We start from the raw sequence: 14,421 nt of genomic DNA, 5'->3' as shown, positions 1-14,421 counted from the left end.
TGCGAGCCTACCTATTGCAATTGATTTGCAATAGGGGTTCGTCGTGATCAGGCCGCGGCGCTCAGGCGCGCGTCCAGCTCCGCCTCGTCCGCGACGAACCACAGCTGCCGCCCGTTGTTCGACTCGCGGACGAAGTCGCGCAACGCCGTGCTCTCCGCCACGAACCCGGAGATGTCACCGACCACCACGACCCGGAACCCGTACTGCTGCAACTTCTGCACCACCGCACCCGCCACCCGCGTGCGCAACCGGAAGAAGTCCTCGGTCAACCGCGCCACCGGCAACACCAGCCACTGCACGTCCTGTCCCCACAACGTGCCGATCAAGTCCACAGCGGACTGCTCGTCGGCGATCGGCGGGCCGTCCGGGGCGCACATCAGGACCGTCGCGCCGTGGCGCGTCTGCACAACATCAGGCATGGCCCCGCAACCTAGCGGCGTCGCGCGGTCGCTGTCGCGCCGAATTCCGTTGGACGCGGGCGAAAATGCCGGGCGTGGCGCAGCGGCGGTGGGTAGCGTCGCCGCACATGCGTGATCTTGCCGCGTTGCCCAAGGCACACCTGCACGTGCACCTGGAGAGCACCGTCCGGGCCGACACCCTCACCGAGCTCGCGCGGCGGTACGGGGTGGACGTTCCGGCGCGCACCGGGACGTTCGACGACTTCGGGCAGTTCGCCGCGCACAACGGCGCGGTGCGGGACTGCCTGCGGCGGGCCGAGGACTTCAGCCGGATCGCGTACGAGTTCTGCGCCGAGGAAGCAGCGCAGGGGACCCGCTACGCCGAGGTCACGTTCACCGCGGCTGCGCACGGGGAACGGCTCGGTGATCCGGACATGCCGCTCGAGGCGGTGTTGGCCGGGCTCGCCGCAGGACAGACCGCCCACGGCATCGAATGCCGTGTGATCGTGGACCACCCCAGGAAGCGGTCGGTCGAACGGTTCGAGACATCACTTCGGCTCGCGACCGCGCACCCGCAGGTCGTCGCGATCGGCATGGCCGGTGCGGAGGACCACCCCCTCACCCCGTTCACCGCCGTGTTCCGCGCCGCGCGCGAGGCCGGGATCGGCCTCGTGCACCACGCCGGCGAGTGCTGCGGAGCGCAGAGCGTCGCCGAAGCGGTGACCGTCGGGCTCGCCGACCGCATCGGGCACGGGTTCCGGGCGCTCGACGACCCGGACGTCGTCAGGCTGCTGCGGGAGCGTGCCATACCGCTCGAAGTGTGTCCGTCGTCCAACGTCGCACTGGGACTGGTCGACTCCATCTCCTCTCATCCGCTGCCACAACTCATGGCCGCCGGGCTGACCGTGACGCTCAGCACCGACATCCCGTCCACCACCGGCACCACGCTCACCGACGAGTACCGGCTGCTGCGCGACGAGCTCGGCTTCGACGACGACACCCTCGCCGCGATCGCCCTCAACTGCGTCGACGCCTCCTTCGCGCCCGAGGACACGAAGACCGCGCTGCGTCAGGACATCGCCACCTGGCGCGCCGGCTCGTAACACACCAGGCCGTGCCGGGCCGCCAGCAGCGCCACCAGATCCAGCACCTGCTGCCGGCCCGGCCACACCACGTGCACGATCACCGCGTCCGTCCCCACCGTCAGTGCCTCCGCCCACGACACCGGCGACGCCGGATCCGGCGAGGTCTGCCGCAGCTCCCGCACGAACGCCGCCACCGCCGGGTCGAACGCGCCCAGCGGCGATGCCCGCAGCTCCGCGTACCGGGCCGCCGCCTCCGCCGACGACGCCGGACCAGGAGCCCGCCACACCACGACATCCACCGGCACGTCCACGGGCACCTCCATCACGCCACCTTCCCGAACAACTCGCCCAGCCTCGGAATCCGCGCCGAGATCTCCGCCGGATCCGTGAAGTCCCACGGCTCACCGGCCGGCTCCGGTGACACGAGCACCCGCTGGCCGCACGAGGCCAGCACCGACTCCAGATCACCGTCGAACGCCTCGCCCGCCACGGCGTCGAGACCCTCCCAGTCCGGCCAGTCCGCATCCGCCCACGCGTGCACGCCACCACGCGAGGCCAGGAACCGGACGTGCGGCAGATCGGCCAGCGCGTCCGGCGACGAGACCACCGACTCGAACACCGCACGGCCCTGACCGACCAGCCACGCCTGGAAGTAGAAGAACCCGTCGTCCGAGCACAACCCGCCGCAGATCACGTACGCCGCGTGCCAGTGCGCCCACGTGTCCACCCGGCGCCGCACCTCGTCCAGGCACAGCGCGAACTCCACGGCCCGCGACGGCGGCACGGCGGCCGTCAGCCACTCCAGCCGCTCGTCCTGATCGGAGGTCTCCACCGCGGACCTCTCGACCAGAGCCCAGAACGCGTTCAGGTCCATACCGGCGCACGCTAGCGAGGGGGTCCGACAATTTTCGGCGCTCACCCGTCGGCCCTGCTCACGCCGCCTCCTCCAGCCCGCCCGACAGCTGCCACAACCGCGGCAGCCGCACCGCGGCCTCCAGCGGCGAGTCCAGATCCCACACCGCACCCGTGAACGGGCCCGCGTCCGTCACCCGCACACACCCCAGCGCCGCCAGCACCCCGGCCAGCGAACGCCCCGTCGCGGTGAAGTACGCGTCGTGCGCCACCCGCTCCAGCCCCGGCCAGAACGGCCACGCGCTGTCCGGCCACGACTCGGCCCCGACCGCCAGCAACGTCCGCACCGCCGGCACGTCCGCCAACGCGTCCGGGCACGCGGCGACCTCGCCGAGCACCGACCGGCCCAGCCCCACCAGCCACGACTGGAATCCGAAGAATTGCTCCGCGGAACACAACCCGTCGCACAACACATAAGCCGCGTGCCAGTGTGAGAACGTGTTTACCCGGCCACGAGACGCGCTCAGCAACGTCTCGAAGCCGCAAATGTCGCCAGGCGGCAGCAACGCCAGCCGCGACGTCAGCCACGCGCGGCGTTCGTGCTGGTCAGAGGTAGCGGTAGCAGAGTGTTCGACCAGTCCCCAGAAGACATCGAGGTCCATACCCGCGACGCTATCGGAGGGGTCTGACAATTCTCGGAGGCGTCCGGACGGCCCATCACGACGTTTTCCCGAACAACGCCCACAACCGCGGAACCCGGCGCGCGATGCCCGCGGGATCCTCCATTTCCACCTCGTCGCCACCGGGCGACACGTCGAACGCCCGCACCTGCCCGCGAGACTCGAGCAGATCGTCGAGCTCGCCGCCCGACACCACCTCGAACGCGTCGTCCGGCACCCGGTACAGCGCCTCCCAGTCCGGCCAGTCCGCATCCCGGACCTCGTCGACGCGCAACGACGCCAGCCGCTGAATCTGCGGCACCGAGGCCAGCGCGTCCGGCGAGGAGACCACCGACTCGAACACCGCCCGCCCCTGACCGACCAGCCACGCCTGGAAGTAGAAGAACGAGTCCATCCCGCACAGGCCGCGGCAGATCAGCGTGGCCGCCTGCCAGTGCACCCACGTGTCCACCCGGCGCCGCTGCTCGTCCAGCCGCACCGCGAAGTCCGCGATCTCACCCGCCGGTAGCAACGCCAGCCGCCCGCACAGCCACGCCCGCTGTTCGTCCAGGTCAGCCGTCTTGTCCCGGGAGTGGTCGACGAGCTTCCAGAAGCCCCCTGCATCCATGCCGGTCACGCTAGCGAGCGGGTCTGACAGTTATTGGCGCGAACGATCCGGACGGCCTGACTATCCTTGAGCGCAAATGGACACCCCGCTCGCTGAACTGCACAAACGCCTGCCCGAGCTCATGCCGCGTGATCAACGCCGGCTCGCCAGGCGCCTCGACGGCGCACGCAAGGTCAAGGACCCGCTCGCCCGCAAGAAGATCGTCGAGGAGATCGCCGCCCAGATCGACGAGGCCGCGCTCAAGGTCGCGCTGCGCAGGGAGTCCGTTCCCAAGATCACATACCCGCGAGAACTGCCGGTCAGCCAGCGCAAGGACGACATCAAGGACCTGATCGCGAACCACCAGGTCGTGATCGTCGCCGGCGAGACCGGCTCCGGCAAGACCACCCAGCTGCCCAAGATCTGCCTCGAGCTCGGCCGCGGCGTCACCGGCCAGATCGGCCACACCCAGCCGCGCCGCATCGCCGCCCGCACCGTCGCCGAACGCGTCGCGGAGGAACTGGGCACCAAGCTCGGCGACACCGTCGGCTACAAGGTCCGCTTCACCGACCAGTCCGGCGACGACACCCTCGTCAAGCTCATGACCGACGGCATCCTGCTCGCCGAGATCCAGACCGACCGGACGCTGAGCCGCTACGACACGATCATCATCGACGAGGCCCACGAACGCAGCCTCAACGTCGACTTCCTGCTCGGCTACCTCAAGCAGCTGCTGCCCCAGCGGCCCGACCTCAAGATCGTCATCACCTCCGCGACGATCGACCCGCAGCGCTTCAGCGCCCACTTCGGCGACGCCCCGATCATCGAGGTCTCCGGCCGCACCTATCCCGTCGAGACCCGCTACCGGCCGCTCGACGAGGAGGACGACCAGACCCAGGGCATCATCAACGCCGTCCACGAACTGCAGGCAGAAGGCCCCGGCGACGTCCTCGTCTTCCTGTCCGGCGAACGCGAGATCCGCGACACCGCCGACGCCCTCAAAGCAGAAGACCTCCGCAACACCGAGATCCTCCCGCTCTACGCCAGGCTCAGCGTCGGCGAACAGCACCGGGTCTTCCAGCGCCACAGCGGCCGCCGCATCGTGCTGGCGACCAACGTCGCCGAGACCAGCCTCACCGTGCCGGGCATCAAGTACGTCATCGACCCCGGCAACGCCCGCATCTCCCGCTACAGCCACCGCCTCAAGGTCCAGCGCCTGCCCATCGAACCGATCAGCCAGGCGAGCGCCAACCAGCGCAAGGGCCGCTGCGGCCGCGTCAGCGAGGGCATCTGCATCCGCCTGTACTCCGAAGAGGACTTCGAGGCCCGCCCCGAGTTCACCGACCCGGAGATCCTGCGCACCAACCTCGCCAGCGTCATCCTGCAGATGACCGCCATCGGCCTGGGCGACGTCGCGCGGTTCCCGTTCATCGACCCGCCCGACGCGCGCAACATCAACGACGGCATCGGCCTGCTGCAGGAGCTCGGCGCCATCAACGCCGCCGAGAAGAAGCTCACGCCGACCGGCCGCAAGCTCGCCCAGCTGCCCGTCGACCCGCGCCTGGGCCGCATGGTGCTCGAAGCCGACACCACCGGCTGCCTCAAAGAGGTCATGATCATCGCCGCGGCACTGTCCATCCAGGACCCCCGCGAACGCCCGGCCGACCACCAGGAGGCCGCGACCCAGCAGCACGCGAGGTTCGTCGACTCCGAATCGGACTTCGTCACGTTCCTCAACCTCTGGCAGTACCTCAAGGACCAGCAGAAAGCGCTGAGCGGCAACCAGTTCCGCAAGCTCTGCAAGAACGAGTTCCTCAACTACCTGCGCGTGCGCGAGTGGCAGGACATCTACCTGCAGCTGCGCCAGGTCGCCAAGCAGATCGGCATGCACCTCAACGAACAGCCCGGCGACCCCCGCAACATCCACATCGCCCTGCTGTCCGGCCTGCTCAGCCACATCGGCGTCAAGGACGTCCTCAAAAAGCAGGCACCCGGCGAGAAACGCCGCCCCATGACGGAGTTCCTCGGCGCCCGCAACGCCAAGTTCGCGATCTTCCCCGGCTCCGCGCTGGCCAAGAAACCACCGCAATGGGTGATGGCCGCCGAGCTCGTCGAAACCAGCCGCCTCTGGGGCCGCATCGTCGCCAAGATCGAACCCGAATGGGCGGAACGCCTCGGCGAGCACGTCGTCAAACGCCAGTACTCCGAACCGCACTGGGAAGCCAAACGCGGCAGCGTCGTCGCCCTGGAGAAGGTCACCCTCTACGGCGTGCCGATCGTCGCCGGCCGCAAGGTCAACTACGGCCGCATCGACCCGGAGCTCAGCCGTGAGCTGTTCATCCGCCACGCACTCGTGCAGGGGGAGTGGACCACCCACCACAAGTTCTTCCACACCAACCGAGCCCTGCTCGAAGAGGTCGAAGAGCTCGAGAACCGGGCCCGGCGCCGCGACATCGTCGTCGACGAGGAAACGCTGTTCGAGTTCTACGACCAGCGCGTCGCCCCCGAGGTCGTCTCCGCCCGGCACTTCGACTCCTGGTGGAAGAAGCAGAAGAACAAGAACCTGCTCACCTTCACCAAGGACATGCTGGTCAACGACCGCGCCGACGTGAGTCCCGAGCAGTTCCCGGACCAGTGGCAGCAGGGTGAGCTCACCCTCCCGCTGAGCTACCACTTCGAACCGGGCACCAAGAAGGACGGCATCACCGTCCAGCTGCCGCTCCCGGCACTCACCACCCTGGACGACGACGCGTTCTCCTGGCAGATCCCCGGACTTCGCCACGAGCTCGTCGTCGCGCTCATCCGCTCACTGCCCAAGCAGATCCGCCGCAACTTCGTGCCCGTCCCCGACGTCGCCACCGCCGTGCTGGCCCGCATCAACCCCGCGGAGACCTCACTGCTCGGCGGCATCGAACGCGAGCTCAAGGCACTGACCGGCGTCACCGTGCACCGCGAGGACTGGCAGTTCGACGCCGTCCCCGACCACCTCAAGCTCACCTTCCAGGTCGTCGACGAAAACAACCGCACCCTCGCCGAGGGCAAGGACATCGCGGCGCTGAAGGAGAAACTGCGCGACGAGGTCCGCGAGTCGCTCAGCCAGGCCGCCGGCCACCTCGAACGCACCGGGCTCACCACCTGGGACTTCGACTCCCTGCCCAGGACCATCGAACAACGGCAGTCCGGCATCACCGTCACCGCCTACCCGTCGCTGGTCGACCAGAGCTCGGCCGTCGCGATCAAGGTCCTCGACACCCCCGGCCGCCAGGCCTTCGCGCACCGCCGCGGCGTGCGCAGGCTGCTGCTGATGGGCATCAACTCGCCCGTCAAACACCTGCAGCGCCACCTCGACAACGCCGCCAAGCTCGCCCTGACCCGCAACCCGCACGGCGGCGTCGCGGCACTGCTCTCGGACTGCATCACCGCCGCCGTCGACCGGCTCATGGGCGAACCCGCCTGGGACGCCAAGGCCTACGCCGCACAGCTGAAGAAGGTCCAGGCGGCGTTGAACGACACCACCTGGGTCGTCGTCCAGGAAGTCCGCAAGGTCCTCGAAGCCGCGCACGACGCCGAGCTGAAACTCGCCGGGCTCAAGGGCGCGCCCGACTCCGCAGCCGACATCCGCGCTCACCTCAACTCGCTGGTGTACAAGGGATTCGTCACCAACACCGGGTACGACCGGCTGCCCGACCTCGTGCGCTACCTCAAAGGCATCTCACGGCGCATCGAAAAACTGCCCGAGAACCCGCGCCGCGACCTGGAATGGACCGCCAAGGTGCACGAGGTCCACGCCGAGTACCGGGAACTGCGCGCGCAGACACCCGCCGACGAACCCGCGCCCGAGCTCGACGAGATCCGCTGGATGATCGAAGAGCTGCGGCTGTCGTACTTCGCCCAGACCATCGGCACCCGCTACACGGTCAGCGACAAGCGCATCTACAAGGCGTTGGACGCGGTACCGCTGTGAAAACCGGCGGTACCGTGACACATGGACCTTCACCCCGGCGGGAGACGGTGGATAGTGTCGAGCGGACCGGGTGACACCTTCGCCCTCCACGTCCGCGACGCACTCGGCATCAGCACACCCACCGCCGACTCCATCCCCCCGCTCACCCCGCCGGTGCCGCGCGTGCACGACGTCGAGCTGCCGGAGACGTTCGGACCGGCGTGGGACCGGTGGTGGGCGCAGTCCCTCGTCACCGGCGGCGCCGAGCACGTGCCCGGCCGCTGGCCCGCGGGCCTGCCCGAACACCTGCGTGACGCCTACGACCAATGGCGGCCCGACCGGACCTCACCCGAGGCCACCAGGCACCGCGACGAGGCCATGATGTCGTTCTCCGAATCGCTCAACGAGGTCGTCGACCAGCTCACCGAAGAGCTCGGCCACACACCGCTGTTCGAGTTCGACGTCATCGAGATCCCCGTCCAGGGCCAGTTCTGGCGACGCCTGCGCAAGAACCACGGTGCTCGTCTCGGAGGAGCTCAAGGCCTCCAGCAACGTCATCGCGCCACTGGAATCAGTGATCCGCGAGCTCGCGCAGCAGCCGAGCCGCTACCGTGGTCCATGAACTTCCGCGGGGATTCCACGTGGGTGATCTCGAGCGGCGACGGCGGCACCTTCGCCCTGTTCGTCCGTGACGCACTCGGCATCAGCACACCGACCGCGGACTCGGTGCCACGCCTGACGCCGCCCGTCCCCCGGATGACCGACGTCGAGGTGCCACCGGGGTTCGCACAGGCGTGGGACCGCTGGTGGCTCGAGTCCGACCCGTCCGGACCCGGCCGCGAGCCGTTCGGACTGCCCGACCGGCTGCGCGAGGCCTACCTGCGGTGGAACGACCCGTGGTCGCCCGAAGCCAGGCACGCGCGGGACGAGGTCAGCAGAACCTTCTCGGCCTCGCTGCACGAACTGATCACCGAGCTCGAGCAGGAACTGGGACACAGACCGATCTTCACCCTCGAGATCCTCCAGATCCCGGTCGAAGGCCAGTTCTGGCGCCGGCTGGGGCCCGCCAAGGTGCTCATCTCCGAAGAACTGATGCGCTCCCGCAACGTCATCGCGCCACTGGAATCAGTGATCCGGGAACTCGCCGAGTAGAGCCTCACCCGTGCGGTACAACTGCTCCAGCAACGGCCGCAGCAGCAACCCCTTCGACGTCAGCGAATACGACGTCCGCACAGGAAAGCCGGGGGAGCGGGAGCAGGACACCAACCCCTGCGCCACCAACGACTCCAGCCGCTCGGTCAGCACCTTCGCGCTCAACGACGGCAGCCCGGCGCGCAACTGCGAGAACGACCGCGGCCCGCGCATCAGGTCCCGCAGCACCAGCGTCGCCCACCGGCCGCTGATCGCCGCCAGCGCCACCTCCACCGGGCAGCCCGCGGTCGGCCGGTCCCAGGTCACCGTTTGGTGACCCATTTCGCGAGAAGCAACGCTGGCGGCATGACCATCCACCCCGTCAGTGTGGCCCACGAGTTCGCCGCCGCGTTCAACTCCCGCAACCCCGACGCCGTCGACGCCGTCTACGAACCGGGCGGGCTCTTCGTCCCCGAACCCGGCCAGACCCTCACCGCAACCGCCAGGCGCCAAGCCAACCAACGGTTCCTCGACCTCGGCCTGCCGATCGAGGTCACGCCGCGCCACGTCTACGAACACGACGGCATCGCGCTGCTCATCGTCGACTGGACCATCGGCGACGTGCACGGCACCGCCACCGACGTCGCGCGCAGAGGCGCGGACGGCCGGTGGCGGTACGTGATCGACAACCCCTTCGGCACCGCCTAGGCGGCTTCCGGCGGCTCCATCGCCCGGTCATGATCGCCACCGCGTCCGACATCGACACCGACCGCGGGTCCACCACCGCCTTGCGGCGCCCGAGCCGCTGGATGTGGATGCGGTCGGCCACCTCGAACACGTGCGGCATGTTGTGGCTGATCAGGATCACCGGCAAGCCGCGGTCGCGGACCTGCAGGATCAGGTCCAGCACCGCCCGCGACTCCCGCACACCCAGCGCCGCCGTCGGCTCGTCCATGATCACGACCCGGCTGCCGAACGCCGCCGCGCGCGCCACCGCCACGGCCTGGCGCTGGCCGCCCGACAGGGTCTCCACCGCCTGGCCGGGGTTCTGGATCGTCATGATCCCCAGCGCGTCGAGCTGGCGGCGTGCCTCCTCCCGCATGCCGTTGCGGTCGAGCATCCGGAACACCGAACCGAGCACGCCCTTGCGGCGCTTCTCCCGGCCCAGGAACAGGTTCGCCGCGATGTCCAGCGACGGCGACACCGCCAGCGACTGGTGCACCGTCTCGATGCCGGCCTTCCGCGCGTCGATCGGCGTGGAGAACGACACCGGCTCCCCGTCGACGCGGATCTCGCCCTCGTCGGGCACGACCGCGCCCGACAAGGCCTTGATCAGCGACGACTTGCCTGCGCCGTTGTCGCCGATCACGGCGAGGATCTCACCGGGCAGCAGCTCCAGGCCCGCCCCCGCCAGCGCCGTCACCTTGCCGTACCGCTTGACCAGGCCGGTCGCCTGCAACACCGGAGTGGTCATGGCTTGACCTTCCTGATCCACTGGTCCAGCGACACCGCGACGATGATCAGCACACCGACCGCCATCGTCTGCCACAGCACGTCCACACCCGCCAGCGCCAGGCCGTTGCGGAACACGCCGACGATCAACGCGCCCAGCAACGACCCCACGATCGCGCCGCGGCCACCGAACAGCGACGTCCCGCCGATCACCACCGCGGTGATCGAGTCGAGGTTGTCCAGCTGCCCGGCCTGCGGCGAAGCCGACGCGATCCGGCCGATCAACGTCCACGCCGCCAGCGCATACACCAGGCCCGCGGTCGCGTAGACGCTGAGCAACACCCGCGACGTGCGGATACCGGACAGGCGGGCGGCCTCGGAGTCGTCACCCGTGGCGTAGACGTGCCTGCCCCACGCGGTGTTCTTCAGCACGAACGCCATGGCCGCCACCAGGACCACCATCATGATCGAGCCGTAGGTGATGCGCGTGCCGCCGATGTTCACCGTCTGACCGGTCCACAGCAGCAGGGACGGCATGTCCGTGCCACGGATCGTCGCGCTCGCGGAGTACCAGAGGTTCAACGCGAAGAACACGTTCAACGTGCCCAGCGTGACGATGAACGGCGGCAGCTTCAGCCGCGTCACCAGCAACCCGTTGAGCAGCCCGCACAGCGTGCCCACCACGAAACCCAGCAGCAACGCCGGCAGACCGGGCAGACCGGTGTCCGCCGCGACCTTCGCCATCACGATCGACGTCAGCACCATGATCGCCCCGCACGACAGGTCGATGCCCGCCGTCAGGATCACGATCGTCTGCCCCACCGCGAGCGTGCCCACCACGGCGACCTGCTGCAGGATCAGCGAGATGTTGCCCGGCGTCAGGAACCGGTCCGACAGCAGCGCGAACACGATGATCGCCGCGAGCAGCACCACCGCAGGCCCGATCGTCGCCTGCGCGTGCAACAGGTGCTGAAGCCGCGTCAGCACCGACCGGTCCCGCTGCTCCGGCAACGGAGAGGGAGGCCGGGTAGCCGTTGTCGTCATCAGCTCAGCCCCAGCAGTTCTGCAGACCGAACGCCGAGTCCTTCGACTCGACCCCTTCAGCCGGCTGGTCGGTGATCAGCGTGACGCCCGTGTCGGTGTTCTGCGGCTTCGAGCCGTCCTTGGCGAACTTCGCGACCGCCTCCACGCCCAGCTGCGCCATCTTCAACGGGTACTGCTGCGACGTCGCGCCGATCACGCCCGACTTCACGTTCTCCACGCCGGGGCAGCCGCCGTCGACCGAGACGATCACGACGTCCTTCTCCTTGCCCGCCGCCTTCAACGCCTCGTAGGCGCCGGCCGCCGCGGGCTCGTTGATCGTGTAGACGAGGTTGATGCCGGAGTCCTTCTGCAGCAGGTTCTCCATCGCCGTGCGGCCACCCTCCGGCGCGCCGTCGGTCACGTCGTGGCCCACGATCCGCGGATCGGACTCGTCGCCGATCTTGTTCTTGTCCTTCACGTCGACGCCGAAACCCTCCAGGAAGCCCTGGTCGCGCTGCACGTCGACCGACACCTGGTTCGGGTTGAGGTCCAGCAGCGCGATCTTGGCCTGCTTGCCCTCCTTGGCGAACTTCGCCTTCGCCCACTGGCCGATCAGCAGACCGGCCTTGTAGTTGTCGGTCGCGAACGTCGCGTCCGCCGCGCTCGCCGGCTCCAGCTGCGTGTCCAGCGCGATGACCAGCAGACCCGCCGCCCTCGCCTTGTCGACCGACGGCACGATCGCCTTCGAGTCGCTCGGCGTGATCAGGATGCCCTTCGCACCCGACGCGATCAGGTTCTCGATCGCGTCGACCTGCGTCTGGTTGTCACCGTCCTGCTTGCCCGCGAACGACTGCACCGTCACACCCTGCGAGGACGCCGCCTGCTGCGCGCCCTCCTTCATCTTCACGAAGAACGGGTTCGTGTCGGTCTTGGTCACCAGGCCGACCAGCGTCGCACCGCCCGACGAACCGCCGTTCCCACAGGCCGCCACTGACAGCGTCAGCAACGCCGCCGCCGTCAGCCCGAACGCTCTGCGCGACATGACTCCTCCTACGTCAACGTTGACGTAACCGAGCGAACTGCAGAAATGGGCGCGGTTACGCGAGTACTCAAACCATGTGGTGCGGAAGATCCTGGTCAACCCGGCCCGTTCGAACCAGGAGAGTCGGAACCGGGTATTCCGTTACGTCATCGTTGACGCTAGCTTTCCGTGAGAAGACGCGACAAGCGGCCGTTACGCAAGCGTTACCCGGGGTGGGTGGACATGGATCAAGCTGGAGAACGACGCGAACCCACGATGCGTGACGTCGCGGCGCTGGCGAAGGTCAGCACCAAGACCGTCTCCCGGGTCATCAACGACCTGCCCGGCGCGGGCCCGGAAGTCGTCGAACGCGTCCGCGCCGCGGCCCGCACCCTGGGCTACCGGCCCAACCTCACCGCCAGCAGCCTGCGCCGCTCCGACCGCCGCAGCGCCACCATCGGCGTGCTGTTCGAGGACCTGTCCAACCCGTTCGACTCGGCCCTGCTGCGCGCCGTCGAGGACCGCGCCCGGCAGGGCGGCGTCCTCGTGCTCGCCGGCAGCAGCGAGGACGACCACTCCATGCAACGCGAACTGCTGCTGTCGCTGTCCGCCCGCCGCGTCGACGGCGTCGTCGTCATGGCCGTCGGCGGCCACCAGGACGCGCTGCAGCAGGAACGCGACCGCGGCACCCCGATGGTGCTCGTCGACCGGCCACCCACCTTCGGCGGCACCGACTGCGTCACCACCACCAACCGCGACAGCTCCCGCGACGCCGTCCTGCAGCTCGCCTCACTCGGCCACCGCGACATCGCGTTCCTCGGCGACCGCCGCACCCTGTGGACCAGCCAGGAGCGCTACACCGGCTTCCTCGAAGGCCTCGCCCAGGCCGGTCTCACCCTGCGCGAGGAGCTCGTGCGCACCGACCTGCACGGCGCGGACCTCGCCGAAGTCGCCGCCACAGAGCTGCTCGACCTCGGCAAGCCGCCCACTGCCCTGTTCACCGCCCAGAACCTCGTCACCGTCGGCGCCATGCGGGTCCTGCGCGCCCGCCGCCTGCAGCACCGCGTCGCACTCATCGGCTTCGACGACTTCCCGCTCGCCGACATGCTCGAACCCGGCATCACCGTCGTGCGCCAGGACGTCCCCGGCATCGGCCGCAAAGCCGCCGAGCTCATCTTCGCCCGCATCGACGGCGACACCTCACCGCCCGTGCACGCCGTCGTCCCCGCCTCGATCGTGCGCCGCGGCTCCGGCGAGATCCCGCCGTCAGCCGACTGACAGCACCGCGTCGACCACCTGCGGACCCGAGAGCAGCACCTCGTCGTTGTGGTCCGCGCCGGCCACCTCGACCAGCTTCGCCCGCGCCGCCGCCGCCACCTCGCGGCTCTGCGAGGGCGGCACGATCTTGTCCGCCGTCCCGAGCACCACGACCGTCGGAACGTCCACAGCGGACACCCGCTCGGCCACGGGGTACTTGTCCTGCAACAGCATCTTCACCGGCAGCCACGGGTAGTGGTGCGACCCGGCCGCCGCCAGCGACGTGAACGGGGAGCGCAGCACCAGCCCGAGCGGCGCGCGGTAGGTCGCGAGCTCGACGGCGACCGCGGCGCCCAGTGACTCGCCGAAGTAGATCACCGGGCCGTCGATCAGGTCCAACGCCGCCCGCGCGTCGTAGGTCAGGCCCTCCTCCGAGGGCGTGCCCGGGTTGCCGCCGTAACCGCGGTAGTCGAACAGCAGCACCGACAACCCTCGGTCGGTCAGCGCACGTGCCAGCGGCACCCGCCCCAGCCGGTTGCCGCCGTTGCCGGGGAACACGATCACCGTCGCGGGCGCGTCGCGCACCTCGAAGTGCCACCCGTCGAGCAGCAGGCCGTCCGCCGTCACCAGCCGCACATCGCGTCCATCAGGCAGAACCTCCTCCGCGGACGGCAGCGGACCGGGGGAGGGGAAGTAGACCAGCTTGCGCTGAAAGGCGAAGACCACGGCGACGATGGTGACAACCACCGCCACCGCGATCAACACCGGCCTCCACATCACACCATTTCAGCAGCGCTTCCCGGTGTCCGCGACGGTCACCACCGCCACGACCCCCACGGCAGAGCCGTCCGGACACGGCCGCGACATCCCACCGTCCGTTGACAGCGCGAATTCACCAGAACGTGTGAAGTTCGAGAGGTCCGGGACCGAGTGGAACGACGGCACCGCCGGAAACTGGTTCACCTTCCAGTCCGGCTGGGGCCGCCGGCCTCG

15 protein-coding genes are annotated in these 14,421 nt (G+C 69.1%); 5 read left to right on the top strand and 10 right to left on the bottom strand.

Annotation, left to right across the window (positions count from 1 at the left end; genetic code table 11):
• Positions 1-47: 47 nt before the first annotated feature.
• On the bottom strand, positions 48-419 hold the full coding sequence (locus tag ABFX45_RS20390) for a DUF4180 domain-containing protein (RefSeq protein ID WP_109642483.1): 372 nt from the start codon (positions 417-419) through the stop codon (positions 48-50).
• A 107-nt stretch (positions 420-526) separates the two neighbouring features.
• Here ABFX45_RS20390 and add point away from each other — a divergent pair, with 107 nt between their 5' ends.
• On the top strand, positions 527-1,501 hold the full coding sequence (add, locus tag ABFX45_RS20385) for an adenosine deaminase (protein ID WP_109642485.1): 975 nt from the start codon (positions 527-529) through the stop codon (positions 1,499-1,501).
• Here add and ABFX45_RS20380 read toward each other — a convergent pair.
• The 4 genes from ABFX45_RS20380 to ABFX45_RS20365 are packed head-to-tail and all read right to left on the bottom strand — an operon-like array spanning position 1,468 to position 3,622.
• Positions 1,468-1,806, bottom strand: coding sequence for a hypothetical protein (locus ABFX45_RS20380; protein WP_109642488.1), 339 nt, complete (start codon positions 1,804-1,806; stop codon positions 1,468-1,470). The two genes, add and ABFX45_RS20380, sit on opposite strands and share 34 nt — an antisense overlap.
• Entirely contained in the window at positions 1,806-2,357 is a 552-nt protein-coding gene (locus ABFX45_RS20375) for a DUF4240 domain-containing protein (RefSeq protein ID WP_170155371.1), read from the bottom strand. The genes ABFX45_RS20380 and ABFX45_RS20375 overlap by 1 nt, the downstream gene beginning before the upstream one ends.
• Positions 2,358-2,415: 58 nt before the next feature.
• The gene (locus ABFX45_RS20370) at positions 2,416-2,997 is read right to left on the bottom strand and encodes a DUF4240 domain-containing protein (RefSeq protein ID WP_346131668.1); all 582 of its coding nucleotides are present in this window, start codon (positions 2,995-2,997) and stop codon (positions 2,416-2,418) included.
• Positions 2,998-3,052: 55 nt separating this feature from the next.
• Positions 3,053-3,622, bottom strand: coding sequence for a DUF4240 domain-containing protein (locus ABFX45_RS20365; RefSeq protein WP_346131667.1), 570 nt, complete (start codon positions 3,620-3,622; stop codon positions 3,053-3,055).
• 76 nt (positions 3,623-3,698) lie between these two features.
• On the opposite strand from ABFX45_RS20365, the gene hrpA reads away from it, so the two are divergent.
• Together hrpA and ABFX45_RS20355 are read left to right on the top strand one after the other, a co-directional pair.
• Positions 3,699-7,565, top strand: a complete 3,867-nt coding sequence (gene hrpA / locus ABFX45_RS20360) for an ATP-dependent RNA helicase HrpA (protein WP_346131666.1) — start codon at positions 3,699-3,701, stop codon at positions 7,563-7,565.
• Positions 7,566-7,619: 54 nt separating this feature from the next.
• Complete coding sequence (locus tag ABFX45_RS20355; RefSeq protein ID WP_346131665.1) at positions 7,620-8,696, top strand: hypothetical protein; 1,077 nt, start codon at positions 7,620-7,622, stop codon at positions 8,694-8,696.
• On the opposite strand, the gene ABFX45_RS20350 is transcribed toward ABFX45_RS20355, so the two are convergent.
• On the bottom strand, positions 8,670-9,002 hold the full coding sequence (locus ABFX45_RS20350; RefSeq protein WP_346131664.1) for a winged helix-turn-helix transcriptional regulator: 333 nt from the start codon (positions 9,000-9,002) through the stop codon (positions 8,670-8,672). The genes ABFX45_RS20355 and ABFX45_RS20350 overlap by 27 nt on opposite strands.
• A gap of 39 nt (positions 9,003-9,041) precedes the next feature.
• Between ABFX45_RS20350 and ABFX45_RS20345 the strand changes: the two genes are divergently transcribed.
• On the top strand, positions 9,042-9,383 hold the full coding sequence (locus ABFX45_RS20345; RefSeq protein ID WP_346131663.1) for a YybH family protein: 342 nt from the start codon (positions 9,042-9,044) through the stop codon (positions 9,381-9,383).
• Here the strand turns inward: ABFX45_RS20345 and ABFX45_RS20340 are convergent.
• Genes ABFX45_RS20340 through ABFX45_RS20330 form a run of 3 tightly spaced genes read right to left on the bottom strand, consistent with a single transcriptional unit; the run spans position 9,271 to position 12,192 of the window.
• Positions 9,271-10,149 (bottom strand): ATP-binding cassette domain-containing protein, encoded by an 879-nt coding sequence (locus ABFX45_RS20340; RefSeq protein WP_346131662.1) that lies wholly within the window; start codon positions 10,147-10,149, stop codon positions 9,271-9,273. The two genes, ABFX45_RS20345 and ABFX45_RS20340, sit on opposite strands and share 113 nt — an antisense overlap.
• Positions 10,146-11,171 carry an ABC transporter permease gene (locus ABFX45_RS20335; protein WP_109637039.1) on the bottom strand — a complete coding sequence of 342 codons (1,026 nt, stop codon included), beginning with the start codon at positions 11,169-11,171 and terminating at the stop codon, positions 10,146-10,148. Before ABFX45_RS20335 ends, ABFX45_RS20340 begins: the two co-directional genes overlap by 4 nt.
• 4 nt (positions 11,172-11,175) lie before the next feature.
• Positions 11,176-12,192, bottom strand: coding sequence for a sugar ABC transporter substrate-binding protein (locus ABFX45_RS20330; RefSeq protein WP_346131661.1), 1,017 nt, complete (start codon positions 12,190-12,192; stop codon positions 11,176-11,178).
• Positions 12,193-12,414: 222 nt separating this feature from the next.
• Here ABFX45_RS20330 and ABFX45_RS20325 point away from each other — a divergent pair, with 222 nt between their 5' ends.
• Positions 12,415-13,449 carry a LacI family DNA-binding transcriptional regulator gene (locus tag ABFX45_RS20325; protein WP_346131660.1) on the top strand — a complete coding sequence of 345 codons (1,035 nt, stop codon included), beginning with the start codon at positions 12,415-12,417 and terminating at the stop codon, positions 13,447-13,449.
• Here ABFX45_RS20325 and ABFX45_RS20320 read toward each other — a convergent pair.
• Positions 13,438-14,193 (bottom strand): alpha/beta hydrolase, encoded by a 756-nt coding sequence (locus ABFX45_RS20320; protein ID WP_325051052.1) that lies wholly within the window; start codon positions 14,191-14,193, stop codon positions 13,438-13,440. The two genes, ABFX45_RS20325 and ABFX45_RS20320, sit on opposite strands and share 12 nt — an antisense overlap.
• Between the last annotated feature and the right edge of the window lie 228 nt (positions 14,194-14,421).

Source organism: Lentzea roselyniae (assembly GCF_039537795.1).
Classification (GTDB): domain Bacteria; phylum Actinomycetota; class Actinomycetes; order Mycobacteriales; family Pseudonocardiaceae; genus Lentzea; species Lentzea atacamensis.
The sequence above is the reverse complement of the archived record's forward strand: the minus strand, read 5'-3'. Positions and strand labels throughout refer to the sequence as shown.